Below are 25,422 nucleotides of genomic sequence, written 5' to 3' on the forward strand. Positions count from 1 at the left end.
GCGCCACTCTTTAGGGTTTCTTTTATAGACATCCTGATATTGGGAATACCGATATCGAAAACTGTGCGTCCTTAGCTCAGCTGGATAGAGTACCTGGCTACGAACCAGGCGGTCGGAGGTTCGAATCCTCCAGGACGCGCCACTCTTTAGAAAAAGCCTCGCTTATGCGAGGCTTTTTTGTATCTGCTAACTGGCCCCTTTCTTATCGATACTGTCCTCAGTCATTCCAGCGTTTCTGTTTTAAGATTGTGCGACTTCTTGCCATCAACTCATTGCTAAACCTTCAGATCTAACCTAATCGTTTATAACCGCCACAAGAAAGGATTACTCGATGTTAGGGAAGACTCTGATTGGCTGCACTCTTGGGTTGGTATGTGTAGCTCAAACCGCAAATAGCTCGGAAGGCGATGATATTCCTCAACGGGCTCAGACCGTCAGTGATGTTATAGACCGCCCAGGAGTGCTCACGCCGCGAGGACAGTGGTCATTCGATACATCACTTAGCTACACGCAAAACTCTTCAAATAAAGTCTCTGTGGTTGGTTATACCGTGTTACCAACATTGATCGTGGGACGAATTGAGGTCAGTGATGCTGATAGAACTACAGTTACGGTTGGCTTAACCGCTCGCTATGGTTTGACCAACGCTACGGAATTGGAGGTTCGGTTGCCCTACGTTTATCGAAACGACCAGATTGCAACGCGCCCTATTCAGGACGGTTCGAATGCTGACGTGGTCAATACAACAATCGATGGTGGCGGGATGGGAGATGTTGAGCTTGCGATTCGCCACCAGTTTAATTTTGATAGTGCACCTTATTGGGTCGGTGGTTTAAGAGTCAAATCCGATACTGGGCGTTCGCCTTACGATGTTTCTATAGACGAAGGCAGTAATTCCTTTAGTGATGTGCCGACGGGATCTGGTTTTTGGAGTTTTGAACCCAACATTTCAATGATCTACCCAACAGACCCAGCGGTGCTGTATGCAAGCCTGAGCTACATCTATAACTTGGAAGAGAATGTTACTGTTGGAGATACCAAAGCAGACGTTGATCTTGGTGATACCATTGCGTTAGCGGGAGGGATGGGCTTTGCCGTCAATCCAGACTTGTCTTTTTCGTTAGGGGTAAGCCACAAAACGATTTTGAAAAGTAAATTGAACGGCAGCTCGGCTGATGACGCGAAGTTACTTCAATTGGATGCACTGACGTTTGGTGTTAATTATGCCTTTAGCCCTAAAGCATCTCTCAACGTAAGTGCGCAAGCTGGATTAACCGAAGATACCCCAGATTTTCAATTAACGATTCGTGTGCCATTTAATCTGTAGTAGATGAATACAGAGGAATTTAAGGGTTGTTGTGATGACAGCCCCTTTTTGTACAAGCGCTTCTTGTGGGCAATTATTGGAGGTGATTCAACAGTGCGTCTTCTAGTTGCTGGTTTGCACGAATTTGTTGCATTACGCCACTCACTTGCGCATCGATGTCGACCAGTGTACTTAAACCAATCACACTGTTGTCTGTGGTGTTTTGAATGATGTTGATGATGCTGGAATTGATGAATTCTGAGCTAATGATATTTGGTTGATTCGGGTTCGTCACATCTGGTGAGTTTGCGCGGTTATCACTTATAAAGTTGCCTTCGCCAAATTGAATGATGTTGACGATGCCTTGATCGAGAGGGTTACCTAGACCATCTGAGCTATTGCTGCCGCTAATATTGGTAAGGTGGCCATTCTCAATAACTAAATTGGCAATGGTGGTATTTAGGATATCTTGTCCATTGATTGTGGTGGTAATACTTAATCCGATGTTGATGATGTAATCGTCAGTGACTTGAAAGCCACCACGAAGTTCGGACAACGAATTCGGTGGAAGTGGGGTTAACCCCGTTAGATCCACTTCATTCGCTAGAGAAAGTGTCGAAGTCAAAACACCGCATGTCAGAATCCACTTAGATAGCCTCATAACCACACCTCATCTAGTTCTCTCCAGCGACGGGGAGCGTAATGCTAAACACACCGAGAGAATCTCTTTGCACACCGCTTTCTAGGGGAGAGGAATGATAAATAGCAAACTTATCGTCAGTAATAAAACCAGATCGACCAACTTCAGCTTCGTTACGGATTAGAAGCACAATCCCTTGATAGTATTTCTGGAACTCTTCGTATTTCATGATCATGGTGCCCCGAGATGGATCGCCTAAGATTACGGAGTCTGCGTTCATTCCTCTGATCACCACGAAGTGCATGTAACCATCAAAATTGACGAGTGTGATCCCTGGGACCCCTACATTGCGAATCTTTTCTAATCCTACTTGAAAGCCGTCTGAGTTAAGTCCAATGGAATCGAGGTAAACTTTCATGTCTAGTAGTGAAAAGCCTTTCTCTTTGATCTTCTTTTTATCTCCCTTGTCGTACATGCTTTTAAAAATATCTTGTTCTGAAGAAGGGGTTTGATAGTGATAGGTCAATAGAGAGGCCAGTGCTGCTGAACCGCAACTGAAATCATACTGTTGACGAAATACATCACCAAATACGATTTCTTTGTAGCTTTTAACAGGCACAGAAAAATGTCCCCGATGAGGGAGAAACTCCAATGAATTGGCTGAAGCTGACAGAGCCAGCAACAGCCAAGGTAAGTTTTGCCAAACTTTCATATCAATATTTACTTGAGTGTCAGGTTAACGACGGTTGAGTTCTGGATTAGAACGTTGTTACCAGTATTCTGAATCACGCTCGATATCCCTGAACTGTCTGCGAACGCTCCTGGTGAGAGTATGTTGTTTCCGCTCACGGTATTGGTCGCTACGTTATCTGAAGAAATGCCATCTACATCTGATTCTGCATAAACAAGGTCTAGCTCAACATTCTGGCCACCTCGTGCTTCATTCATTGTTTCTAGACTGACACTTTCATCAGATAACGTTATGTTTTCCGCGTGTGTGGAAAAAGCAACTATCATACCCAAGGTACACAGTGCCAAACGCATCGCTTTCTCCTAGCTTCCTTTACTCACCACCAGTAAACACACTGGCATTGGTAGCAACAGACTGTTGAATCAGTGAGTTCGCTCCGGCATTTTGTGCCACAGTTGTAATACCCGCAGCACTATCTAAACCGCCAAGGTTATTCACGTTTTCAACTTTCACTTTTGCGTCTTTCTCTCCTGCATCGTAAGTGACCGATGCTGAGTGAACTTGCCCCATCACTTCCGAGTTTGCTACGACCATATCTGTATCCATGTTGATTTGGTTGAAGCTGTCCGTGTTAGTTGTGCTTGAGTCACTGTTGTCGTTGTAGCTATCGTTTGTGCTGCTATCGCTGTTGTCGTTCGCGTAGCTTCGGTTATCGCTTTGATCACGATTATCACTTTGATCACGATTGTCCGAGTTATTGTCAGCGTAACTTCGGTTGTCACTATTGTCGTTGTTGCTGTCATTAACGCTTGAATCACTGTTATCGTTGTTACTGCGACGAGTGGTTGTGCTTGAATCACTATTGTCGTTATTACTACGTGTAGTGTTCATGCTGGAATCAGAGTTGTCGTTTGCGTAACTACTGCTGTTGTCGCTGCTATCGCTTTGGTCACGGTTATCTGATTGATCTCGGTAGTCTGCTTGGTCACGGTTATCGCTGTTGTCGTTGTAACTGCCATTCGTACTTGAGTTGGAGTTATCGTTCGCATAGCTACTGCTGTTGTCATTATTGCTTTGGTTGGTGCTCGCGTTGTGGTCACTGTTGTCGTTGTTACTACGCGTGGTGTTCATGCTTGAATCTGAATTGTCATTCGCATTATTGGTACTACTGTTGTTGTAGCTACCGTTAGTACTTGCATTGCTACTGTCGCTGTTATCACTGTTGTCGTTGTTACTCCGAGTCGTGTTCATGCTTGAATCAGAACTGTCGTTCGCATTATTCGTACTGTTGTTGTTGTAACTACGATTTGTATTTGCATCAGCACTGCTGGCGTCATTTGTGCTGCTGTTCGTTTGTGTAGTGGTTTGTGTTGCCGTGTTTGCGCTGTTCGTCCATTGCTTATTGTCATCGCCATCATCAATACCGTTAGCAGCTAATACTGAACCACTAAAAAGAATCGCTGACATTGCGATAGCAAGCCCTGTTTTGTTAAGAGTCATGTTGATTACTCCATTTCCTGATATTTCCTAATTAAAAATGACTGCACGTAAACTTCTTGCTGCCTCCTTAACTGCGGAAGCGAGAGAATTATATGTAAGGTTTTTTGGGGGCGTTTCTTATGAATGAGAAAACTACCAGTAGTGAGTTAAATGAAGAATAGAAGATAGTTGGCTTACTGATAAAAGCTAATTTTTATCATCAACTTAGTGAGAATAGCTCTCATTAGGGTGCTTCAAGTATGAAAATATCTGACTAATAAGGCTGAAAAAGTAGGTTTTTGCTCATCAGATGACTCAGCCTAAAATCTCAGCGGTTAAGTCGATGTTTAGACCCCTGAATTGAAGGTGTCAGTAAGAACAAGCAGTTAAATTAGGTTGGGTGGAAAGGTGTCGACTCTACATTTAAAAATGCTCAACCCTTTTGGTTATTTTACGTCGTAGGTGTGCCCGTAAAGTCAGCCTGAACTGCTATATTTTCTCTATTGATGATTTTATTGATCATCAATGTGGTGATCAGAAAACACTGGCACATGGAGGTAGGTAGTAAAGGTGTCAGCAAACAGTGGTGGATACTATGGGAACCAAGCATCTTCTCCTTCTAGCGGAGAATAATCTTCAAACCAGTTTAATAGAGGGGCAATTATCAATCGCACCTGATGTAAAAGTCAGAACGTGTTTACCAGAAGAGGCCGTCTTTCGCAGTCATACCATGAGTATCGATCTTGTGCTTATTGACTATGACTTTATGAGGCGACTTGAATCCAGAGGCTTGCTCCCGGATTTTGATTTATTCGGTTGGCCGCTAATGATTCACAACGTACCAAGCGAGAGCGTTGAAAATGAATTGTTGCGATGGAAGCTACTTAAAGGCATTTTGCTACAAAGTGCTTCTGTGTCCCACATAGGTGAGAGTGTGGAATATATATTTCAAGGAGGATTGTGGTTACCAAGGGTGTATTTAGAAACGTTAATCAACAACTACCGACACTCGAATGTTTCGATGGAATGCCAACATGATTCGCTAACCAGTCGTGAGAGGCAAATTTTAGAGTTGCTGGCTTATGGAATATCAAACCAGCAGATCGCTTCACAGTTGTTTTTGTCAGAGAGTACGGTGAAAAGCCATATCTATAAGTTGTACAAGAAACTGGATGTACATTGCCGTCATGATGCTATCAAGATAGTGCGGATGAACGGGGGGTTAACCGCACAATAAGTACTCAAAAAAGAATGCGTAAATAATCATAAGCTCATTCAAGAGCGGCTAGTTTAACAACCCGAGGGGCAAACCTTTGCTCGTATCACCTTATTCGCATTTTACTTTTGGTGTGATTACTTAAGAAATAAATTGTAAACCAGTTGTTTTAGTTTGGTTAAATTGATATAGGTTTCTGTTTTTATTTTATTTTCCTCCTTAATTTAGATTGATTTTTTGAAATACCAATCGCAGTTTTTATAATCACTTTAATTTAGTGTGGTTATAAGTTAAACATTCTTATGTTCAACGATGATTTTCTCTCGAATTGTGATCTGGGTAGTGAATAAATAATCAATATTAAAGATTAATTAAAAGCTTCCTTAAACAAAATTGACAAAATTTAACCAATCGAGATAATCCATTGGTCGGGATTTGACGCTATTAGAGTCCTGCACATTGTCAGGATGACAAAGAAAGGAAGCAACATGACGAATATAGGAAGCCTGCTAGTAGATGCGGCCACCCTGATGCTAACAGGGATGGCGGTCGTATTTATTTTCCTCACCATTCTAGTTTATCTCGTTCGGCTATTGTCGAAATTGGTACCGGAAGAAGTACCTGCGCCGATCGCAGCACCGAAAACAAATACCAACATTCAACCAACCTCTTCAGCTGTTAGTCCACAAGTAGTGGCGGCGATCTCGGCTGCGATTCATAAACATCGCGCCTCTGTCGCGAAGTAGCCGAAAGATAGGATTAAAAAGGAGTTTAAGAGCATGTCTAAACCACTCGCTATCACTGATGTGGTCCTTCGTGACGCCCATCAATCCCTGTTTGCTACGCGTATGCGTATCGAAGATATGCTGCCTATCGCAGCTGAGTTAGATAAGGTTGGTTACTGGTCTTTAGAGACCTGGGGTGGTGCAACATTTGATGCGTGTATCCGTTTCTTGGGAGAAGACCCTTGGGAGCGCCTACGCGAATTAAAAAAAGCGATGCCAAACACACCAATGCAAATGCTACTACGTGGTCAAAACCTTTTAGGATACCGTCATTATGCTGACGACGTAGTAGAGAAGTTTGTTGAGCGTGCTCATGCCAATGGTATGGACGTGTTCCGCATCTTTGATGCAATGAATGACGTACGTAACTTCCAAAAGGCGGTAAAAGCTGCAGTAGATGTGGGTGCTCACGCACAAGGTACCTTGTCTTACACCACCAGTCCGGTGCATAACACGGATACTTGGGTTGATCTGGCTAAACGCCTTGAAGATCTGGGTTGCCACTCTCTGTGTATTAAAGACATGTCTGGCCTACTTAAGCCGTACGAAGCAGAAGAGCTGATCACGCGCATCAAAGCATCTTGTGATGTGCCTCTTGCGCTTCACTGCCATGCAACCACAGGGCTTTCTACGGCGACTGCAGTGAAAGCGGTGGAAGCGGGTATCGATATTCTTGATACTGCGATTTCGTCTATGAGTTGTACATACGGCCATACGCCTACTGAGACAGTGGTTGCGATGCTGCAAGGCACAGAGCGTGATACTAATCTGAAACTCGACCAAATCGAGCCTATCGCGGCTTACTTCCGTGAAGTACGTAAGAAATACGCCAAGTGGGAAGGTCAGCTAAAAGGTGTGGATTCACGCATTTTGATCGCTCAAGTTCCGGGTGGCATGTTGACCAACATGGAAGGTCAACTAAAAGAGCAAGGTGCTGCGGATCGTATTGATGAGGTACTGGAAGAGATCCCTCGTGTACGTGAAGATCTTGGCTTTATACCGCTGGTAACACCGACGTCTCAGATCGTTGGTACTCAAGCGGTAATTAACGTGTTGACAGGTGAGCGTTATAAGAGCATCACCAAAGAAACCGCTGGTGTTTTGAAGGGTGAATACGGTGCAGCGCCTGCTCCTGTTAATACAGCACTTCAAGCGAAAGTGTTGGATGGTAAAGAAGCAATTACATGCCGCCCTGCAGATTTGCTTGAAGCGGAAATGGAAACCCTAACGGTTGATTTGATGGAGAAAGCGCAATCTGAAGGCATTAAGCTCGCAAGTGAACGTGTTGATGATGTGCTTACTTACGCACTGTTCCCTCAAGTTGGCCTGAAGTTCCTGAAAAATCGTGGTAATCCAGATGCCTTCGAACCAGCCCCAACGCTAGAAGCTGCGAAGCCTGCTGCAGCACCTGCAGCACAACCTGTATCTGGTGGCGTTGAAACTTACAGCGTGCGCGTTGATGGCCAAGTGTATGCTGTGGAGGTAGGCCCTCAAGGTCAATTAACTTCTGTGACGCCAAATACAGCAACTGTACCTGCTCAACCAGCAGCGCCGAGCGCACCTGCAAATAGTGCCGCTGAAGCGGTGCCAGCCCCTCTTGCGGGCAACATCTTTAAAGTGAATGTTCAACCGGGTGCTGAAGTTGTGGAAGGTGACGTTCTCCTTATCTTAGAAGCGATGAAGATGGAAACTGAAGTTCGTGCAGCACGTGGTGGGGTAGTTCAAGAACTGAACGTGAAAGAAGGTGATGCCGTTACGGTTGGTTCGCCACTGTTAAGTCTAGCGTAAGGGAGTATCATGGACGGATTGATGACCCTATGGTCAGAAACAGGGATCGCTAACTTCGAGTTTGGCCAAATCTGTATGATGCTGGTTGGCTGTGCCTTGCTGTTTTTGGCGATTAAAAAAGGCTTTGAGCCCTTACTGTTATTACCAATTGGCTTTGGTGCCATCTTAGCGAACATTCCAAACGCTGGCTTTACCGATCCGGGCGGTTTGCTGTACTACGTCTACTACATCGGGATTGAATCGGGTGTATTCCCGCTGCTGATCTTTATGGGTGTCGGTGCAATGACAGACTTTGGTGCTTTGATTGCAAACCCGAAGACCTTGTGGCTGGGTGCTGCGGCACAGTTTGGTATTTTTGCGACGCTATTTGGCGCGATCTTACTGAACTATGTACCGGGTATGGAGTTCTCTATGGCGGATGCATCGTCTATCGCGATCATCGGTGGTGCAGACGGTCCGACAGCAATCTTCTTAGCGAGTAAACTGTCTCCGGATTTGCTAGGCGCGATTGCAGTTGCAGCATACAGCTACATGGCTTTGGTGCCGATCATTCAGCCGCCAATCATGAAAGCTCTAACAACCAAAGAAGAGCGTCAAATCAAGATGGCTCAGCTTCGTCACGTGGGCAAATGGGAGAAAGTATTGTTCCCACTTGCTGTACTACTAATGACGATTCTGTTCTTACCTTCGGCAACGCCTTTGGTTGGTATGTTCTGCTTGGGTAACTTGATGCGTGAAGCAGGCGTCGTGGATCGCTTATCTAAAACGGCGCAAAACGAGCTGATCAACATCGTGACCATCTTCTTGGGTCTTGGGGTTGGCTCTAAGCTACAAGCCGAACAGTTCTTGAATATAGAAACGCTAGGTATCTTAGGGTTAGGTGCAGTAGCTTTCAGTATCGGTACTGGTGCAGGTGTTCTGATGGCGAAGCTCCTGAACAAGTTCTCGAAAGAAGACATCAACCCACTTATCGGTGCGGCTGGGGTTTCTGCGGTACCAATGGCGGCACGTGTTGTGAACAAGGTTGGCCTAGAAGCGAACCCGCAAAACTTCCTACTGATGCACGCAATGGGACCAAATGTAGCTGGCGTACTAGGTTCGGCTGTGGCGGCAGGTATCTTGCTGGCACTCGTAGGGTAGTCAGTAATCCTGAGTCAATTGGTTGATAATCAATGACAGAGAATTATCCACCAATTTACAAATTGGCGATTAACTTCGGCAAACAAAATGGTTTATAGTCAAAGGGATGCTTTTCGCATCCCTTTTTGTTTTCTGTCAGGGAATGGGTTATGGAACACAAACAGATAGCGATTACCGAGTTCGGCAACGTGGAAGTTCTTGCAATTCAAACTGCGTCAACGCCGACGCCTCAAGCAGGGGAAATCCTCGTTAAAGTGGCTTATTCAGGCGTCAATCCTATTGATGTAAAAACACGAGCAGGACTCGGCTGGGCTGCCGCGCAAAACAAAGATAACTTACCTTGGGTTCCCGGTTATGACATCTCTGGCAAAGTCGAGTCATGTGGAGAGGGGACATCGCGCTTTAATGAAGGTGATGAGGTGGCCGGGTTTATTGGCTTCCCAGTTCGAGGTGGTGGCTATAGTCAGTATGTTTGTGTTCCCGAATCGGAGCTGAGTCATGTACCGAATACCGTTACATTAGAAGCAGCAGCGGCGCTACCCTTAGCTGGGCAAACGGCGGCTCAAGCCTTAAGCAAAGCCAATGTGACGGAAGGTGACCGCGTTTTAATTCTTGCTGGTGCGGGTGGTGTTGGTCATATAGCGGTACAAATTGCAGTAGCGACGAAAGCAGAAGTGTTTACCACTTGTAGTGAACGAAATTTAGACTACCTCGCCACACTTGGCGCTCACGCAGTGAACTATCAATTTGCCCCAGTGTCAGAACGTGTTGAAGATGTGGATGTTTTGATTGATCTTGTTGGTGGCGATGCTGCTTTAGATGCCCTCAAATGTCTGACTGATAACGCTCGTGTCATTACGGTGCCTACCATTACCGCAGAGCTGATTTGTGAAAAAGCTAAACTATTGGGTTTTGAAGCCAGCGGTATGTTAGTCGAGCCTGAACGTGAGCAATTAGATACCCTACTTTACATGGTTGGGGTTGGATTGCTGAAAACTGAAATACAGCAGGTTTATCCGATGAATGAGGTTGTTGAAGCTCACAAACAAGTTGAGTCGGGGCGGACGCGAGGCAAGGTCTTGCTTGATATGACATGTTAGAGGCATTTAATGCTGCCTTTGAAAACTTAGCACTCTGGTTTTCTGACTCCGCATTATGGGTGTTGTTCATGACAGGCTTTCTCAGCGCCACATTATTACCTGGTGGCTCTGAGGCTGGATTGATTGCCACCTTATCGTTAAACCAATACTCAGTTTCTTCCATCATTATTGTTGCCACCATTGGTAATACCCTTGGCGGTCTTACTAACTATTGGCTTGGTTTGTGGATTCCAAATAAAACCCAAGATGAGAAGCACGCTCATACCGCATTGAAGTGGTTATCCAAATATGGGTATTGGGGATTGTTTTTTAGCTGGTTACCAGTGATTGGTGACCCGCTATGTTTAGCGGCAGGATGGTTAAGGATGAAATTTCTGCCGTGTTTGGTTCTTATATTTTTAGGCAAAGCCGCAAGGTATAGCTTGTTGGCCGCCATCTATCTCGGTTTATTTTAAGGAAAGCGCATGAGAATGTTTTGGGTAAGCGCGTGCTCACTATTAGTGATCACGGGCTGTGCATCAAACTCCCCTGTATCATCACTGCCTGATGGAGTTACTTTCGTCGAGTCATCGAAAGCGGAAGAAGGCAAAGTGAAAATCCCATACCAGAAATATCAACTCGATAACGGTCTTACGGTGATTCTGGCACCGGAAGATTCAGACCCATTGGTTCACGTTGATGTGACTTACCACGTAGGTTCAGCACGTGAAGAAATTGGTAAGTCAGGTTTTGCTCATTTCTTTGAGCACATGATGTTCCAAGGCTCTGAGAATGTGGGGGATCAAGAGCACTTCAAAATTATTACGGAAGCGGGTGGCACACTAAACGGCACCACTAACCGTGACCGCACTAACTACTTCGAAACCGTACCAGCTAACCAGCTAGAGAAAATGCTGTGGTTAGAGTCGGATCGTATGGGCTTCTTGTTGGATGCGGTATCGCAGCGTAAGTTTGAGATCCAACGCTCTACTGTGAAGAACGAACGTGCCCAACGTTACGATAACCGTCCGTATGGTTTGATGTGGGAACGTATGGCTGAAGCGCTGTACCCTGAAGGTCACCCATATTCATGGCAGACCATCGGTTATGTTGAAGATCTTGATCGCGTTGATGTGAACGATCTGAAAGCTTTCTTCCTACGTTGGTATGGTCCAAACAACGCGGTATTGACCATTGGTGGCGATATCAATGTTGAACAGACGCTGGCGTGGGTGAATAAATACTTCGGCTCTATCCCTCGTGGCCCTGAAGTAGAAAATGCACCGAAGCAGCCTGCGAAACTAGCAGAAAGCAAATTCATCACCTTAGAAGACCGTATTCAGCAACCTATGGTCATGGTGGCATGGCCGACAACCTACAACGGTGAAGCAAATCAAACGTCGCTAGATACGCTATCAAGTGTACTAGGCAGTGGTACTAACAGTGTGCTTTATCAAGACTTAGTTAAAACCCAGAAAGCAGTCGATGCAGGATCGTTCCATGATTGTGCTGAGCTGTCGTGCAACTTCTATGTTTACGCGATGGGAGATTCTGGTGACAAAGGCGATCTTACTAAGTTGTATGATGAGTTGATGGCATCGCTGGATAAGTTTGCCAAAGACGGCGTAACCAAAGATCGCCTTGAACAATTGAAAGGCAAAACGGAAGCTGATGCGATTTTTGCTCTAGAAAGTGTGAAAGGTAAAGTAACGCAACTGGCGTCGAATCAAACATTCTTTGGTAAACCGGATCTGATTGAAGAGCAACTTGAACAGCTTCGTGCGGTGACGCCTGAATCCGTAGAAAAAGCATACAGTGACTTCATTCAAGGCAAGAATAAGGTAACGCTGAGCGTTGTACCAAAGGGTAAGACAGAGTTAGCTGTGAAGCCTGCAACCTTCGTAACGCCAAAACGCACATTACCTGAGTACGAAAAGATTACTGATGACCAATTGGCGTACCGCCGAGCGACGGATAACTTCGACCGTTCTGTGCAGCCGCCTGTTGGTGCCCCAGTAGAAGCAACCATGCCGAAGTTGTACGACATCCACTTCAAGAATGGCTCTGAGTTACTGGGGACCATGAGCAGCGAGACACCAACAGTGACCATGCAGTTTAGCTTACCTGCAGGGACACGTTTCGTTGAGAAAGGTAAAGAGGGTCTTGCTCAGTTGACCGCGGCGATGCTGCAAGAAGGCACGACAAAACATTCAGCTGAAGAAATTCAAGCAGAGCTAGACAAGTTAGGCAGTGTGATTGCTGTTGATGCGACGGGGTATACCACAGACATCAGCGTTTCTTCTCTGGAGAAAAACCTAGCGCCAACGCTAAAGATTGTCGAAGAAATGTTGCTATCGCCAGCATTTAAGCAAGAAGACTTCGACCGCGTAAAAGCTCAAGCTCTAGAAGGTTTGGTGTATGAACATCAAAAACCAAGCTGGATGGCATCGCAGGCAAGTCGCCAAGTGCTGTATGGCGATTCTATCTTTGCGCGTCCAAAAGATGGCACCAAAGCAGGATTGAAGGCTCTGACGCTGGATGATGTGCGTGACTTCTATTCGAAGCACTACACGCCACAAAGTGCCCAGATCATTGCGGTTGGTGACATCAATAAAGTGGATGTAGAGAAGCAGTTGTCTTTCTGGGCGAACTGGGAAGACGAAGCTGCACCATTGTATGCGCCACAAGCTATCGCGCCATTGGGTTCGCAAAAAGTACATTTGGTTGATAAGCCAGGCGCACCACAGAGTGTCGTCATGATGGTTCGTCAAGGTATGCCTTACGATGCTACGGGTGATTTCTACTTGGGGCAGCTGGCAAACTTTAACTTAGCGGGTAACTTTAATAGCCGTATCAACCAAAACCTTCGCGAAGACAAAGGCTACACTTATGGTGCCTATGGTTATTTCTCCGGCAACGTAGAAACAGGTTCTGTTGTCTTTACGGCGCAAGTGCGTGCAGATTCGACGGTTGCGTCTATCATCGAGATGGAGAATGAGTTGAACGAGTTCTCACAATCAGGCATGACTGACGATGAATTGAAATTTATGCGCCAAGCGGTCGGTCAAAAAGATGCACTGAAATACGAGACGCCAACACAGAAAGGCAAACTCATCAGTGATATTTTGAAATACAACCTAGATAAAGATTACTTACAGCAACGCAACGCTATTGTTGAGACTGTCGATAAGCAGACGCTCAACGCTCTAGCTGAAAAATGGTTCGACCCGAATGACTATCAGATAGTCGTTGTCGGGGATGCGAAATCCCTTCGCCCTCAACTAGAAAAGTTAGGGAAAGACGTGGAAGAGCTTGAAATCATTCGATAGAGTACACATTTAATAGCGGAGAGGAGACTCTCCGCTATTCGTTTCTAACTAGATAAATGACTTTTTGATGGGTTATTTATCTAGATGGATTATATATCAATAACTTAGCTTTCACTTGCCACGCTTGGCGAGTGTCCTGCTCCCAATATAAGCGAACCTCATTTTGACTGATTTTGCTGCGCGACTAAAACAAGTTGCATCAAACCCAGAAGTATTTAAGCAGTTTGGACGCGGTGTTGAGCGAGAAACTTTGCGCTATCGTCAGGATGGACACCTAGCTACAACACCTCATCCAGAGGGTTTGGGCTCAGCGTTCACAAACAAATGGATCACGACCGACTTTTCTGAGTCTCTACTGGAATTTATTACGCCAGTATCACACGAGATCCCTGAATTAATGGGGCAGTTGAAAGACATTCATCACTTCACTCAAACCAAAATGGGTGAAGAGAAAATGTGGCCACTTTCAATGCCATGTTACGTGGGTAGCGAGGATGATATTCAGCTCGCTCAGTATGGCTCATCAAACTCAGCAAAAATGAAAACGCTTTACCGTGAGGGCCTAAAACGCCGTTACGGTAGCTTGATGCAAATTATCTCGGGCGTGCATTTTAACTTCTCTTTCCCTGAGTCATTTTGGGACGCCTTGCATGGTGAGCAAGATGAAGAAGCACGCCAAGACACGAAATCAGACGCGTACTTTGCGCTGATTCGTAACTACTACCGCTTTGGCTGGATGATCCCGTACTTCTTTGGTGCGTCACCGGCACTGTGTGGCTCGTTCATTCAAGGTCGTGAAACCGATCTACCATTTGAAAAAATTGGCGGGACTTTATTCCTACCAAAAGCGACCTCTCTGCGTCTAAGTGATCTCGGTTACACCAACAGCGCTCAAAGCGTGCTTAAGATTGGCTTTAATTCTATCGACCAGTATCTTGATGGTTTAAGTGATGCGATTCGACGTCCATCTGAAGAGTTTGCAGAGATTGGCGTGAAAGTGGATGGTGAGTACCGTCAGCTGAACTCAAACATTCTGCAAATTGAGAATGAACTTTACGCTCCAATTCGTCCGAAGCGCGTAACGAAGAGCGGTGAAAAACCTTCTGAAGCCTTGCAGCGTGGCGGTGTGGAATACATTGAAGTTCGCTCGTTAGATGTGAACCCATTCAGTGCCGTTGGCGTGAGTGAAGAGCAAGTACGTTTCCTTGATTTATTCCTAACGTGGGCAGCGCTTTCTGACTCAGACCCAATGGACAACTGTGAGCTTGAATGCTGGCGTGACAACTGGAACAAGGTGATTGTCTCTGGTCGTGAGAAAGGCTTGATGCTGCAAATCGGTTGCCAAGGCGAGCGTCTATCTCTGCAAGATTGGGCACACCGAGTGTTCTCTGATCTTCGCCAGATTGCGGTTGAAATGGATAGTGCGGCTGGTGGTAATGCGTACCAAGCGGTTTGCGACAAACTAGAATCTTGGATTGATGAACCAGAGCTGACCATTTCTGGCCAACTGCTTGAATTAACAAAAGAGCACGGCGGTTTAGGTAAAGTGGGTTGTGCGCTTGGTATGAAGTTCCGTGAAGAAAACCTAGCACACAGCTATGAGCAATATTCAGCTGACGCTATGGAAACGGAAGTTGCGACATCGGTAGAGAAGCAAAAACAAGCAGAGCAAAGTGATACGTTATCTTTCGATGATTTCTTAGAAGATTACTTTGCTTATCTAAAACAATAATCAGTAGTAAGGACAGGGATTGGACATTAAGCCGTTAGTTGTGTCTGTGCTTGGGAGCGTGATGTTAGCCGGTTGTGCGACTGCGCCCCCAAAGCAACAAGACAACCTATGTGAAATATTCCGAGAAAAATCTGGTTGGTATGAAGATGCCAAAGATATGGAAGAAGAGTGGGGCACGCCAATCAACGTGGCCATGGCGATCATTAAGCAAGAAAGTAGCTTTCGCCACGACGCTCGACCACCAAAAGATTATATTCTTGGCTTTATTCCATGGGGGCGTGTAAGCAGCGCATACGGCTATGCCCAGGCTCAAGATCCTGCTTGGGATGATTTCCAAGATGCAACGGGACAAGGCGGTTCACGTACTAACTTTGACGACTCCATGATGTTTGTCGGTTGGTATACCCATGAAACTCGTCGCCAACTGAGCATCTCGTTGTGGGATCCTTACAACCAGTACCTTGCCTATCACGAGGGGCGTGGCGGTTACAAACGTGGAACTTATAACAGCAAACCAAGCTTGATTAAGGTTGCAAGACGCGTAGAGCAAACCGCAAAGACATATGGCTGGCAGCTTAAACAATGTCGTCAGGAATTAGAAGACAACAGCGGCTGGTTCTTTTAGCTCATCTAATTGACTTTTAGGTGAGGGAATGAACAAAAATAACGACCAATACTTGAGAGTGTTGGTGATTACAATCAGGAGAGATGTAATGCCTTTATTAGACAGCTTTACCGTAGACCACACGCGCATGAATGCACCAGCGGTTCGTGTGGCTAAAACGATGCAAACTCCAAAAGGAGACACCATCACGGTATTCGACCTACGTTTCACTGCTCCAAACAAAGACATCCTTTCTGAGAAAGGAATTCATACATTAGAGCACTTGTACGCAGGCTTTATGCGTAATCACCTAAATGGTGACAGCGTTGAGATCATTGATATCTCACCAATGGGTTGCCGTACTGGTTTCTACATGAGCTTGATTGGTACGCCTTCAGAGCAGCAAGTGGCTGACGCTTGGATTGCAGCGATGGAAGATGTGCTAAAAGTAGAAAGCCAAAACAAGATCCCTGAGCTGAACGAATACCAATGTGGTACAGCAGCGATGCACTCTCTGGATGAAGCGAAGCAAATTGCGAAGAACATTCTAGAAGCGGGTGTGGCGGTGAATAAGAATGATGAATTGGCACTGCCAGAGTCAATGCTGAAAGAGCTACGTATCGACTAACTTAGCTTTTAGTTTCGACAGCTGAAAACAAAAGAGCCTGACAATGTCAGGCTCTTTTTTGTTGATTGGAATATTGGAGGTGGTGTACTTAACTGCTCTTTTTCAGCTTTGGATACACCTTCACCAGCTTGATTCGGTTCTCTTCAATATCGACAATTTCCATTGGATGCCCAGCGACTTGAACGCTTAAGTGGCTTTCTGGAATATCTTCTAAATGCTCCAGAATCAGACCATTCAAAGTTCGTGGGCCGTCGGTTGGTAGTTTCCACTTCAAACCTTTGTTGATATCACGAATGTTGGCGCTGCCTTCAATCAAGAAGCTGCCATCACCTTGCGGAGTAATTTCTTCCGATAAACTTGGTGCGATAGAAGTGGTAAATTCGCCAACGATCTCTTCCAAGATATCTTCCAACGTCACTAGACCGTTAATGTCGCCATACTCATCGACAATCAAACCGATACGCTGTTTGTTGCGTTGGAACTTCAACATTTGCACGTTCAGAGGTGTGCCCTCTGGGATGTAATACACCTCATCGGCAGCACGCAGTAGAGTTTCCTTGTTGAATTCGTTCTTTTCTAGCATCAAGCGGTACGCTTCACGAAGGCGCAGCATGCCAACCACTTCATCAATCTGATCACGGTACAGCACAATACGGCCATGAGGAGAGTGAGTCAGCTGACGGACGATAGATTTCCAATCGTCATTGATGTCGATCCCCGTGATCTCATTACGTGGCACCATGATGTCGTTCACGGTGACGTGCTCCAGATCCAAAATCGAAACCAGCATGTCTTGGTGGCGACGAGGAATAAGGCCGCCCGCTTCGTTGACCACGGTACGCAGTTCTTCTGAGCTTAAGTGATCTTCAGTGGTGTGATCCGCTTTCACGCCAATCAAACGAATAAAGCCATTGGTAATGAAGTTCACCAGCATCACCAGTGGTGACAGTATCTTCATCAGAATAGTAAGAAGGATACTACTTGCGTAAGAAACACGCTCTGGGTAAAGCGATGCGATAGTTTTTGGCGTGACTTCGGCAAACACCAAGACAACCATGGTGAGTGCACCTGTTGCTATCGCGACACCTAAATCACCATACAAACGCATACCAAGAATGGTTGCGATGGCAGAAGCTAGGATATTCACGAGGTTGTTGCCGATAAGGATAAGACCAATCAGGCGATCTGGGCGGTCTAGTAGTTTTTCGACTCGCTTGGCCCCTTTATGCCCATTATTGGCTAAGTGCTTTAAGCGGTAGCGGTTCAAAGACATCATCCCTGTTTCTGAACCGGAGAAGTAACCTGATATGACGATAAGACACGCGAGTAGCGCAAATAAGATACCCGTAGATATGTCGTCCAAAACGCTGCTGTTCCTTGTATGTGTTTGGTTAATTTATGACCGAGCTTGGCCATTAAGTCAATGGAATAAGGGGTACTCTATTTTATTTGCCCATCAATATAAAGGATAAGGAGCACAAGGCTCCTTATTAATTGCAATTTTACAGATGGAGAACATCAACTTAAAATGATCTCTTTCACAAAGCGACTACCGAAGTATGCCAAGGTTAACAATGTCGCTCCCGCAACGGCAAACCAGGTAACCTTCTTACCACGCCAGCCTTTCTGGTAGTGTCCCCAAAGCAGAATCGAGTACACAATCCAAGCGATGAAAGAAAGAATTCCTTTGTGTGCTTTACCCTGGGCAAACATGTCTTGCACGAAGACAAAGCCAGTCAATAGAGTGCCTGTCAGTAGCAAATTACCAATCAAGATAATCTTGAACAGTTGGCGCTCAACCATCATTAAAGGTGGCAAGTTCGGGTTGATTGCTAATGACTTCTTCGCTTTAAGCTTGTGATCGAGCCACGCCAATTGCAGTGCGTAAAGCGCACCAATGGTTAAAGTCGCGTAGGAGAACAACGCAAAAGAAATGTGAATAAGTAGCTTAGGGTCGTTTTCTAAATGCTTAATAAAGGTGCTTGGTAAGAACGTAGCAGCAGTTAAATTGATGGCAGCAAAGCTATAAACCACAGGAAGAAGGAACCATAGGCGGTTCTTTAGCATCGCCACACTCATTACCAGCGAGATAATAAAGCTGATCAAAGAGGCAACATTAAGAATGCTGAGGTTTTGTCCTGAACCGTCGAAAATCAGATCACTCAGAATCCAAGCGTGAAAAACCAACGCACATGCCGCGCTGGCAAATACGGTTTTCGCTTTGATTCCAGACTGCTGAGAGAGTCCGGGAATGATGGTCGCAATTGCCAAAACGTAAAGAATGGCGGCTGCGATGGCAATTAAGCTATCCATGAATCTTAAGAGTTATTGTGCACAATGGTGAAAATTATACCTTGCATTACTCTTTGGGGCTATGGGCGATGCCTCATCAATCACGAGAGATGAGATATTGAAATTAACGAGTTAGCCCTCAAGTTAAGGATAAGAGCAGTGTTCGGGTATGACTGTGACGTTGGCTAAGGTATACTCACACTAATTAATCGCCATTTTAGCGAAGAGACAAAGATGTTTGAGAATTTAACGGATCGATTATCCAAAACGCTGAAGAATATCAGTGGCAAAGGTCGTCTGACCGAAGACAACATTAAAGAAACCCTACGTGAAGTACGCATGGCACTATTGGAAGCGGACGTTGCGCTTCCTGTTGTACGTGAATTTGTAAACCGCGTTAAAGAAAAAGCGGTTGGCGTAGAAGTTTCTAAATCCCTAACGCCGGGCCAAGAATTCATCAAGATCGTTCAAGCTGAGCTTGAAGCGGTAATGGGTGAGTCTAACGAAGCGCTTAACCTAGCAGCACAGCCGCCAGCAGTACTTTTGATGGCAGGTCTACAAGGTGCGGGTAAAACCACATCGGTAGGTAAGCTATCTAAGCTTCTGAAAGAGCGCGATAAGAAGAAAGTCTTGGTTGTGTCTGCCGACGTTTACCGTCCTGCGGCGATCAAACAGCTAGAAACCCTAGCATCAGACATCGGTGTCGACTTCTTCCCATCTTCACCAGATCAAAAGCCACTTGATATTGCTAACGCAGCAATTGACCACGCGAAGAAGAAATTCTACGACGTATTGATTGTCGATACCGCGGGTCGTTTGGCTATCGATGAAGAAATGATGGGTGAGATTAAAGATCTTCACTCTGCGATTAACCCGGTTGAGACGCTGTTCGTTGTTGATGCAATGACAGGTCAAGATGCGGCGAACACAGCAAAAGCATTCGGTGATGCGCTACCGCTAACTGGTGTGATTCTGACTAAAGTGGATGGTGATGCACGTGGTGGTGCGGCGCTATCGGTTCGTCATATCACGGGTAAGCCAATCAAATTCCTAGGTGTGGGTGAAAAGACCGACGCACTAGAACCGTTCCACCCTGATCGTGTTGCATCGCGTATTCTCGGTATGGGTGACGTACTGTCACTGATTGAAGACCTACAACGCAATGTTGACCAAGAAAAAGCAGAGAAACTAGCGAAGAAGTTCAAAGAGAAGAAAGGTTTTGACCTTGAAGACTTCCGTGAACAGCTAGGTCAGATGCAAAACATGGGTGGCATGATGGGCATGCTAGATAAGCTACCGGGTATGTCTCAGCTACCATCAGACGTAAAAGACAAAGTCGATGACAAGATGTTCAAGCAAATGGAAGCGATCATCAGCTCAATGACAATGAAAGAACGTCAACGTCCTGAAATCATCAAAGGTTCGCGTAAAAAGCGTATCGCTGCAGGTTCAGGTGTACAGGTTCAAGACGTTAATCGTCTACTGAAGCAGTTCACCCAAATGCAGAAGATGATGAAGAAAATGCAGAAGGGCGGCATGAAAGGCATGATGCGTAACATGCAAGGCATGATGGGCGGTATGGGTGGCGGCGGTGGCTTCAACCCATTTGGTCGTTAAACGATTGCCTAGACTTTAGTTTCAGGGTGTTAGCTACATCACAAACTTGAATTTCAATTTATGTTGGTGAAAAAGTAACTAAACCCCTTGCATTGCTCCGGGATAAGAGTAAAATTCCGGAGCTTTATTTTGGCACGAGACCCCAGGTTGTTCAGCTTTTTGGACGATTATTGGGGTTAATTTTATTTTTGAGAAAGCAAAGAGGACGACATGGTAACCATTCGTTTGGCACGTCACGGCGCTAAAAAGCGTCCATTTTATCAAATCGTAGTAGCGGACAGCCGCAACGCTGCAACTGGCCGTTTCATCGAGAAAGTTGGTTTCTTTAACCCAACTGCACAAGGTCAAGAAGAAGGTCTACGTCTAGACCTAGACCGCGTTAACCACTGGGTTGGCCAAGGCGCGTCTCTATCTGACCGCGTTGCTAAGCTAGTTAAAGACGCTCAAAAAGCGGCTTAATTTTACTTTAGAAGTAGAAACTAGTTTATGTCGATGAAAGGTAAAGAAACAATGAGCAACGAAAAGATTGTTGTAGGCAAGTTTGGTGCTACTTACGGCATTCGTGGTTGGCTTAAAGTTTTTTCCTACACAGACAATGCTGAAAGCATTTTCGATTACAGCCCTTGGTTTATTAACCAAAAGGGTACGTGGGTTGAGTACAAAGTAGAAAGCTGGAAGCGCCATAACAAAGGTATGGTGGCTAAGCTGGAAGGTCTGGATATTCGCGAAGACGCGCATTTACTGACCAACTTTGAAATTGCTATTGACCCTGCGGTACTGCCTGAATTGTCAGAAGATGAGTTCTACTGGCGTGAATTGTTTGGGATGCAAGTAGTAACCACTAAAGGTTACGATCTAGGTGTCGTATCTGACATTCTAGAAACTGGCTCAAACGATGTTCTGGTTGTTAAAGCAAATCTAAAAGATGCTTTCGGGCAGAAGGAACGATTAATTCCGTTCCTTGAAGAGCAAGTGATCATCAAAGTTGATCGCGAAGCTCAACGGATCGAAGTTGACTGGGATCCTGGATTCTAATCTCCAAATTACAGAGCGAGATAAACATGTGGGTTGGCGTTATTAGCCTTTTTCCTGAAATGTTCCGTTCTGTTACTGATTTTGGGGTAACAGGTCAAGCGGTTAAAAAAGGTCTTTTGTCGATTGAGACTTGGAATCCTCGTGATTTCACTCACGACAAACATCGCACTGTCGATGACCGACCTTACGGTGGTGGTCCTGGTATGTTAATGATGGTTCAGCCTTTACGCGATGCCATTCATACCGCGAAAGCAGCCTCACCGGGTAAGACGAAAGTCATTTACCTTTCTCCTCAAGGTCGCAAGCTCGACCAGAAAGGAGTCGAAGAACTGGCAACGAATGAGAATTTACTTCTGATTTGTGGTCGTTACGAAGGGGTAGATGAGCGCATCATTCAATCTGAAGTCGACGAAGAATGGTCGATTGGTGATTTTGTGATGACGGGTGGTGAGATACCAGCCATGACGTTGATCGATTCTGTCTCTCGGTTTGTTCCGGGTGTACTAGGGGATTTCGCGTCAGCAGAAGAAGATTCTTTTGCAAATGGCTTGTTAGATTGCCCTCACTATACGCGTCCAGAAGTATTGGATGACAAAGAGGTACCAACGGTACTGATGTCAGGCAATCACAAGGACATTCGTCAATGGCGACTAAAACAGTCGCTGGGCCGAACTTGGCTTAGAAGACCAGAGCTCCTGGAAAACCTAGCTCTGACTGACGAACAGGAACAATTACTTGCTGAGTTCATTAGTGAACATAACGCAAAGTAACCTAATTTATTTAGTATCAGTTTATTCTAGGAATTTAAAAAATGAGTAACATCATCAAAGCTCTTGAAGAAGAGCAAATGAAATCAGACCTACCTAAATTTGCACCAGGTGACACTGTTGTAGTTCAGGTTAAAGTTAAAGAAGGTGACCGTGAGCGTCTACAGGCTTTCGAAGGCGTTGTAATCGCAATCCGTAACCGTGGTCTTCACTCTGCTTTCACTGTACGTAAGATCTCTAACGGTGAAGGTGTTGAGCGTACGTTCCAAACACACTCTCCAATCGTTGATAGCATCGAAGTTAAACGCCGTGGTGCAGTACGTCGTGCCAAGTTGTACTACCTACGTGAGCGTTCTGGTAAGTCTGCTCGTATCAAAGAGAAACTTGCTAAGAAGTAATGCTATAACTAGCGTTCTCATAGTAAACGGAGCCCATCTGGGCTCCGTTTTTTTATATGCGAAAAAGGGCGCAGTGCTGAGGGAACGGACTTCGTCTTTGAGAATCGGGAACGCTACGCTTCGAGATTTGAGAGCGCTTCGCTTTAGGAGCCGAGAGGTGTGGTTGGATGGTTAGTGCAAGAAATTTGGTCTCGAAGGTATTGACAGAACTTGTCCTTAGAAAGACAACATGAACCGAATCCCGAAAAACAAAAAGGGCCGATGTTCTCACATCAACCCTTCTCTTTATTTTCGAAGCGTAGCGCTGTCGTATCTCGACTCTAGCCTCTCAATTCTTTAGTACTGATCTTCAGACCAACCATCGCTGTCCGACATATCCGGAGCACCAGCAATGGTATTTTCTTCATCAGCCCATCCACCAAAATCAATCATTTGGCACTGCTTGCTACAAAAAGGGCGGTGAGGACTTTGCTCGCCCCATTCAACGTCTGCACCACATTGTGGGCATGGAACGACAGTAATTTTAGACATCGTCATTCGTCCTATTTATTCGGTGTTCAAAGGTATTAAGGCAATAGTAGTGCGTGTTGTGCTTAGCTACAAACCGCAAGTTCAAACTCGACGTCTTGCGTGCAAGCTTGACCACTTTCAAAGGCCATGAATTTGATGGCAAAACGGTTCTTATGACCCGAAATCATCGGGTAAACACCGTATTCCATTGGGATGTGTAAACGTAGGATATTGGCTTCATCCGCGTCACTTTGGAAGAACCCTGCGCGAGCGATTTGGGCTTTAAAATGGCCCGTTTCACGAGTCAGCTTCAGCCATAGAGCTAAGGCGTCAGAGAGCGGCTTTAAGCTTGCTTGCCACTGATCAGCATCGTGCTTTTTACGCTCAATCGGTAAGTGAAGCCAGTAATGCAAAGCAGGTAGGTCGAAACAACATGAACCACCCGGTAAGTTAAAACGCTGGCGGATTGAGCTTAAGAAACGATCTTCCTTAAGCGCTTGACCGAAACGCTCAGCCGTCATCAGTTGGCTATGAACGACATCGATCTCATTAAGCAGTTCGCCAAGTGCCTGTTGATCGACACCGTCAACATTTAGCCAGTTGCGATAAGCTAAACGCTGCTTCTCTAGATCTTTCGCCAATTCGCTTTTCAGCTGGATCTGCTCAAAGATTTCGACCATATCGAAAAGCGCACGGAAGAAAAGCTGATATTGGTGGTTATCAGCAAAACCAGAGGCTAGGTGAGCCTGACGCAGCAAAGACTCAACTCTTAAGTAGATGCGAGTTTTTTCATTTAACGGATGTTCAAATTTGTGCGTGGTCATCGACAGTAGCCTTGGTGAGTTTCATTCCTATTTTCGCAGATTTTTCTTACACATGGCTAGGTACTTTTCGTGTAAATCTGTGATTTGAAGCAAAAGATCTGGGTCATCTGGATTATTCTTCACCACATCATCGGCCAGAGCAAGTCGTTGCTCACGAGAAGCTTGGGATGCCAAGATGGCTTTTGCTTGATCTTCGCTGACGTTGTCGCGTTTTACGGTTCTTGAGATCTGGGTTTGTGGGTCAACATCCACGACAAGAACGCGATCACATAAGCTATCAAGCTTATTCTCTATCAATAAAGGTACAACTAAAAGCGCGTAGTCCGATGTGACTTGCTCCAAGTCTTCGATCATCTTTTCACGAATCATTGGGTGCAATAAGCCGTTTAACCAAGTCTTTTCTTCTGGATTAGAGAAAATTCTCTCTCTTAGCTTGGCTCTATCCAGCATTTGATCATCGCGGACGATATCGGCACCAAAGTGCTCAATGATGGCATTTAGCCCTGGAGTTCCTGGCTCCACGACTTCGCGAGCCACGATATCAGCATCGACAATGTCGATCTTGAACTGCTGTTTGAATAGGTTTGCCACCGTAGTCTTGCCACTTGCAATACCACCAGTAAGGCCAATAACGAAAGCCATTTACACTCCTAGAATCGACGTAAAGTACCAGTTGAGGATTTGATGGCCCCAAATTAGGCTCACCCATCCTGCAATCGCAAGGTAAGGGCCGAAAGGAAAGGCTTTCTCGATACCTTGTTTTTGCAAGCGCAGTTGGATAAGACCAAAGATGACGCCGACCACCGAAGAGAGCAAAATGATCATCGGTAGAGATTGCCAACCCAGCCAAGCGCCCAATGCCGCAAGGAGTTTAAAGTCACCATAGCCCATGCCTTCTTTGCCTGTTAGAAGTTTAAACAGCCAGTAAACACTCCAAAGGCACAGATAGCCTGCCATTGCACCAATGATAGAATCTTGTAGGCTGACAGGACTGATACCAGCAAGAGCAAGTGCGATACCTGTCCACATCAATGGTAGAGTCAGTTGGTCTGGCAACAACATGGTATCGAGATCGATAAACGTGGCAGCAATCAATACAAAAGTAAAGAAAACCAGCGCGACAGTGAAGTAGCTAAAACCGAAATGAAAAGCGATAAAACCCGAACAAAACGCAGTAAGCAGTTCAATAAGAGGGTAGCGAGCACTGATGGGCGCTTGGCAGTTGTGGCACTTGCCTTTCAGCAATAGCCAGCTAATTACCGGAATGTTGTCTCGGATACGAATGGGAGTTCCGCATTGCTGACAAGATGAGCGCGGTACGCTTAACGTCAGCGTCTCTTTGGATGGTTCAATCTTATATTCAGGGAAGGATTCAGCGCACTCACGCCGCCATTCTAGTTCCATGATCTTGGGTAAACGGTAAATAACCACGTTGAGGAAACTACCCACAATCAAACCGAAAATTGTGGCAAACACAACGAATAGCCATGGGTAGTACTGGAATACTTCCATATCTGTCTCTTGAGCGATGAATCAAATAAGCAAGATGCTGTTTTGATGGT

General features: G+C 45.5%; 26 protein-coding genes and 1 tRNA gene. 17 read left to right on the forward strand and 10 right to left on the reverse strand.

The window, feature by feature from the left end; all coding sequences use genetic code 11:
* The first annotated feature begins 65 nt into the window (after positions 1 to 65).
* Positions 66 to 142: transfer RNA gene (locus tag KIO97_RS11710), tRNA-Arg, on the forward strand.
* Between the two features lie 189 nt (positions 143 to 331).
* The gene (locus KIO97_RS11715; protein WP_285382613.1) at positions 332 to 1,327 is read left to right on the forward strand and encodes a transporter; all 996 of its coding nucleotides are present in this window, start codon (positions 332 to 334) and stop codon (positions 1,325 to 1,327) included.
* Between the two features lie 73 nt (positions 1,328 to 1,400).
* Here the strand turns inward: KIO97_RS11715 and KIO97_RS11720 are convergent, their stop codons facing one another.
* From KIO97_RS11720 to KIO97_RS11735, 4 genes are read right to left on the reverse strand one after another with little or no spacing between them, the layout of a single operon-like run.
* Positions 1,401 to 1,967 (reverse strand): hypothetical protein, encoded by a 567-nt coding sequence (locus KIO97_RS11720; RefSeq protein WP_010643222.1) that lies wholly within the window; start codon positions 1,965 to 1,967, stop codon positions 1,401 to 1,403.
* Between the two features lie 13 nt (positions 1,968 to 1,980).
* Complete coding sequence (locus KIO97_RS11725) at positions 1,981 to 2,658, reverse strand: C39 family peptidase (protein ID WP_005534088.1); 678 nt, start codon at positions 2,656 to 2,658, stop codon at positions 1,981 to 1,983.
* An 8-nt stretch (positions 2,659 to 2,666) separates the two neighbouring features.
* The gene (locus tag KIO97_RS11730) at positions 2,667 to 2,990 is read right to left on the reverse strand and encodes a hypothetical protein (protein ID WP_050905944.1); all 324 of its coding nucleotides are present in this window, start codon (positions 2,988 to 2,990) and stop codon (positions 2,667 to 2,669) included.
* A gap of 19 nt (positions 2,991 to 3,009) precedes the next feature.
* Complete coding sequence (locus tag KIO97_RS11735; RefSeq protein ID WP_038870445.1) at positions 3,010 to 4,137, reverse strand: hypothetical protein; 1,128 nt, start codon at positions 4,135 to 4,137, stop codon at positions 3,010 to 3,012.
* Positions 4,138 to 4,711: 574 nt separating this feature from the next.
* Between KIO97_RS11735 and KIO97_RS11740 the strand changes: the two genes are divergently transcribed.
* The 10 genes from KIO97_RS11740 to luxS all read left to right on the forward strand — a co-directional run bounded on the left by KIO97_RS11740 (position 4,712) and on the right by luxS (position 16,417).
* Positions 4,712 to 5,353 carry a helix-turn-helix transcriptional regulator gene (locus tag KIO97_RS11740; RefSeq protein ID WP_285382616.1) on the forward strand — a complete coding sequence of 214 codons (642 nt, stop codon included), beginning with the start codon at positions 4,712 to 4,714 and terminating at the stop codon, positions 5,351 to 5,353.
* A gap of 467 nt (positions 5,354 to 5,820) precedes the next feature.
* Positions 5,821 to 6,078 carry an oxaloacetate decarboxylase subunit gamma gene (locus KIO97_RS11745; RefSeq protein ID WP_005426641.1) on the forward strand — a complete coding sequence of 86 codons (258 nt, stop codon included), beginning with the start codon at positions 5,821 to 5,823 and terminating at the stop codon, positions 6,076 to 6,078.
* Positions 6,079 to 6,111: 33 nt separating this feature from the next.
* Positions 6,112 to 7,905 (forward strand): sodium-extruding oxaloacetate decarboxylase subunit alpha, encoded by a 1,794-nt coding sequence (oadA, locus tag KIO97_RS11750; RefSeq protein ID WP_285382618.1) that lies wholly within the window; start codon positions 6,112 to 6,114, stop codon positions 7,903 to 7,905.
* A gap of 9 nt (positions 7,906 to 7,914) precedes the next feature.
* Entirely contained in the window at positions 7,915 to 9,045 is a 1,131-nt protein-coding gene (locus tag KIO97_RS11755) for a sodium ion-translocating decarboxylase subunit beta (RefSeq protein WP_005426644.1), read from the forward strand.
* 149 nt (positions 9,046 to 9,194) lie between these two features.
* Complete coding sequence (locus KIO97_RS11760) at positions 9,195 to 10,145, forward strand: NADP-dependent oxidoreductase (protein ID WP_038890041.1); 951 nt, start codon at positions 9,195 to 9,197, stop codon at positions 10,143 to 10,145.
* Positions 10,139 to 10,600, forward strand: coding sequence for a YqaA family protein (locus tag KIO97_RS11765; RefSeq protein WP_005426648.1), 462 nt, complete (start codon positions 10,139 to 10,141; stop codon positions 10,598 to 10,600). The genes KIO97_RS11760 and KIO97_RS11765 overlap by 7 nt, the downstream gene beginning before the upstream one ends.
* 9 nt (positions 10,601 to 10,609) lie before the next feature.
* The gene (locus KIO97_RS11770) at positions 10,610 to 13,453 is read left to right on the forward strand and encodes a pitrilysin family protein (RefSeq protein WP_285382622.1); all 2,844 of its coding nucleotides are present in this window, start codon (positions 10,610 to 10,612) and stop codon (positions 13,451 to 13,453) included.
* A 163-nt stretch (positions 13,454 to 13,616) separates the two neighbouring features.
* Positions 13,617 to 15,185, forward strand: a complete 1,569-nt coding sequence (gshA, locus tag KIO97_RS11775; protein WP_005426650.1) for a glutamate--cysteine ligase — start codon at positions 13,617 to 13,619, stop codon at positions 15,183 to 15,185.
* Between the two features lie 19 nt (positions 15,186 to 15,204).
* Positions 15,205 to 15,810 carry a hypothetical protein gene (locus KIO97_RS11780; RefSeq protein ID WP_285382625.1) on the forward strand — a complete coding sequence of 202 codons (606 nt, stop codon included), beginning with the start codon at positions 15,205 to 15,207 and terminating at the stop codon, positions 15,808 to 15,810.
* A gap of 88 nt (positions 15,811 to 15,898) precedes the next feature.
* Positions 15,899 to 16,417 (forward strand): S-ribosylhomocysteine lyase, encoded by a 519-nt coding sequence (gene luxS, locus KIO97_RS11785; RefSeq protein ID WP_005426655.1) that lies wholly within the window; start codon positions 15,899 to 15,901, stop codon positions 16,415 to 16,417.
* Positions 16,418 to 16,505: 88 nt separating this feature from the next.
* Here the strand turns inward: luxS and KIO97_RS11790 are convergent, their stop codons facing one another.
* Both KIO97_RS11790 and KIO97_RS11795 read right to left on the reverse strand, forming a co-directional pair.
* Positions 16,506 to 17,780: an HlyC/CorC family transporter gene (locus tag KIO97_RS11790; RefSeq protein WP_005426658.1), complete on the reverse strand. Its 1,275-nt coding sequence runs from the start codon at positions 17,778 to 17,780 to the stop codon at positions 16,506 to 16,508.
* 155 nt (positions 17,781 to 17,935) lie between these two features.
* Positions 17,936 to 18,730, reverse strand: coding sequence for an inner membrane protein YpjD (locus KIO97_RS11795; protein WP_005426660.1), 795 nt, complete (start codon positions 18,728 to 18,730; stop codon positions 17,936 to 17,938).
* A gap of 213 nt (positions 18,731 to 18,943) precedes the next feature.
* Here KIO97_RS11795 and ffh point away from each other — a divergent pair, with 213 nt between their 5' ends.
* The 5 genes from ffh to rplS all read left to right on the forward strand — a co-directional run bounded on the left by ffh (position 18,944) and on the right by rplS (position 22,526).
* Positions 18,944 to 20,326, forward strand: coding sequence for a signal recognition particle protein (ffh, locus tag KIO97_RS11800; RefSeq protein ID WP_005462555.1), 1,383 nt, complete (start codon positions 18,944 to 18,946; stop codon positions 20,324 to 20,326).
* A gap of 210 nt (positions 20,327 to 20,536) precedes the next feature.
* Complete coding sequence (gene rpsP / locus KIO97_RS11805; protein WP_004410028.1) at positions 20,537 to 20,785, forward strand: 30S ribosomal protein S16; 249 nt, start codon at positions 20,537 to 20,539, stop codon at positions 20,783 to 20,785.
* A gap of 27 nt (positions 20,786 to 20,812) precedes the next feature.
* Positions 20,813 to 21,361 (forward strand): ribosome maturation factor RimM, encoded by a 549-nt coding sequence (gene rimM, locus KIO97_RS11810; protein WP_005534055.1) that lies wholly within the window; start codon positions 20,813 to 20,815, stop codon positions 21,359 to 21,361.
* A gap of 26 nt (positions 21,362 to 21,387) precedes the next feature.
* Positions 21,388 to 22,131 carry a tRNA (guanosine(37)-N1)-methyltransferase TrmD gene (gene trmD, locus KIO97_RS11815; RefSeq protein ID WP_005534054.1) on the forward strand — a complete coding sequence of 248 codons (744 nt, stop codon included), beginning with the start codon at positions 21,388 to 21,390 and terminating at the stop codon, positions 22,129 to 22,131.
* Between the two features lie 41 nt (positions 22,132 to 22,172).
* Complete coding sequence (gene rplS, locus KIO97_RS11820; RefSeq protein ID WP_005379971.1) at positions 22,173 to 22,526, forward strand: 50S ribosomal protein L19; 354 nt, start codon at positions 22,173 to 22,175, stop codon at positions 22,524 to 22,526.
* A gap of 336 nt (positions 22,527 to 22,862) precedes the next feature.
* Here rplS and yacG read toward each other — a convergent pair whose 3' ends face one another.
* From yacG to KIO97_RS11840, 4 genes are all read right to left on the reverse strand, one after another.
* Positions 22,863 to 23,057: a DNA gyrase inhibitor YacG gene (gene yacG, locus KIO97_RS11825; RefSeq protein WP_077262195.1), complete on the reverse strand. Its 195-nt coding sequence runs from the start codon at positions 23,055 to 23,057 to the stop codon at positions 22,863 to 22,865.
* 62 nt (positions 23,058 to 23,119) lie between these two features.
* Positions 23,120 to 23,860 carry a cell division protein ZapD gene (gene zapD / locus KIO97_RS11830; protein ID WP_012128881.1) on the reverse strand — a complete coding sequence of 247 codons (741 nt, stop codon included), beginning with the start codon at positions 23,858 to 23,860 and terminating at the stop codon, positions 23,120 to 23,122.
* A 27-nt stretch (positions 23,861 to 23,887) separates the two neighbouring features.
* Entirely contained in the window at positions 23,888 to 24,502 is a 615-nt protein-coding gene (coaE, locus tag KIO97_RS11835; protein WP_081234898.1) for a dephospho-CoA kinase, read from the reverse strand.
* The gene (locus KIO97_RS11840) at positions 24,503 to 25,372 is read right to left on the reverse strand and encodes an A24 family peptidase (protein WP_285382630.1); all 870 of its coding nucleotides are present in this window, start codon (positions 25,370 to 25,372) and stop codon (positions 24,503 to 24,505) included.
* Positions 25,373 to 25,422 lie beyond the last annotated feature (50 nt).

It is taken from the genome of Vibrio sp. B181a, from assembly GCF_030248375.1.
In the GTDB taxonomy this organism is placed as follows: domain Bacteria; phylum Pseudomonadota; class Gammaproteobacteria; order Enterobacterales; family Vibrionaceae; genus Vibrio; species Vibrio campbellii.

Coding starts and splice junctions, on each gene's coding strand:
- KIO97_RS11765 (WP_005426648.1), top strand. CDS start 10,139: ATGTTAGAGGCATTTAATGCTGCCTTTGAAAACTTAGCACTCTGGTTT.
- KIO97_RS11755 (WP_005426644.1), top strand. CDS start 7,915: ATGGACGGATTGATGACCCTATGGTCAGAAACAGGGATCGCTAACTTC.
- zapD (WP_012128881.1), bottom strand. CDS start 23,860: ATGACCACGCACAAATTTGAACATCCGTTAAATGAAAAAACTCGCATC.
- KIO97_RS11715 (WP_285382613.1), top strand. CDS start 332: ATGTTAGGGAAGACTCTGATTGGCTGCACTCTTGGGTTGGTATGTGTA.
- rpsP (WP_004410028.1), top strand. CDS start 20,537: ATGGTAACCATTCGTTTGGCACGTCACGGCGCTAAAAAGCGTCCATTT.
- ffh (WP_005462555.1), top strand. CDS start 18,944: ATGTTTGAGAATTTAACGGATCGATTATCCAAAACGCTGAAGAATATC.
- KIO97_RS11735 (WP_038870445.1), bottom strand. CDS start 4,137: ATGACTCTTAACAAAACAGGGCTTGCTATCGCAATGTCAGCGATTCTT.
- rimM (WP_005534055.1), top strand. CDS start 20,813: ATGTCGATGAAAGGTAAAGAAACAATGAGCAACGAAAAGATTGTTGTA.
- coaE (WP_081234898.1), bottom strand. CDS start 24,502: ATGGCTTTCGTTATTGGCCTTACTGGTGGTATTGCAAGTGGCAAGACT.
- KIO97_RS11740 (WP_285382616.1), top strand. CDS start 4,712: ATGGGAACCAAGCATCTTCTCCTTCTAGCGGAGAATAATCTTCAAACC.
- KIO97_RS11745 (WP_005426641.1), top strand. CDS start 5,821: ATGACGAATATAGGAAGCCTGCTAGTAGATGCGGCCACCCTGATGCTA.
- KIO97_RS11795 (WP_005426660.1), bottom strand. CDS start 18,730: ATGGATAGCTTAATTGCCATCGCAGCCGCCATTCTTTACGTTTTGGCA.
- KIO97_RS11760 (WP_038890041.1), top strand. CDS start 9,195: ATGGAACACAAACAGATAGCGATTACCGAGTTCGGCAACGTGGAAGTT.
- KIO97_RS11725 (WP_005534088.1), bottom strand. CDS start 2,658: ATGAAAGTTTGGCAAAACTTACCTTGGCTGTTGCTGGCTCTGTCAGCT.
- trmD (WP_005534054.1), top strand. CDS start 21,388: ATGTGGGTTGGCGTTATTAGCCTTTTTCCTGAAATGTTCCGTTCTGTT.
- yacG (WP_077262195.1), bottom strand. CDS start 23,057: ATGTCTAAAATTACTGTCGTTCCATGCCCACAATGTGGTGCAGACGTT.
- KIO97_RS11840 (WP_285382630.1), bottom strand. CDS start 25,372: ATGGAAGTATTCCAGTACTACCCATGGCTATTCGTTGTGTTTGCCACA.
- KIO97_RS11770 (WP_285382622.1), top strand. CDS start 10,610: ATGAGAATGTTTTGGGTAAGCGCGTGCTCACTATTAGTGATCACGGGC.
- KIO97_RS11730 (WP_050905944.1), bottom strand. CDS start 2,990: ATGCGTTTGGCACTGTGTACCTTGGGTATGATAGTTGCTTTTTCCACA.
- oadA (WP_285382618.1), top strand. CDS start 6,112: ATGTCTAAACCACTCGCTATCACTGATGTGGTCCTTCGTGACGCCCAT.
- rplS (WP_005379971.1), top strand. CDS start 22,173: ATGAGTAACATCATCAAAGCTCTTGAAGAAGAGCAAATGAAATCAGAC.
- KIO97_RS11720 (WP_010643222.1), bottom strand. CDS start 1,967: ATGAGGCTATCTAAGTGGATTCTGACATGCGGTGTTTTGACTTCGACA.
- luxS (WP_005426655.1), top strand. CDS start 15,899: ATGCCTTTATTAGACAGCTTTACCGTAGACCACACGCGCATGAATGCA.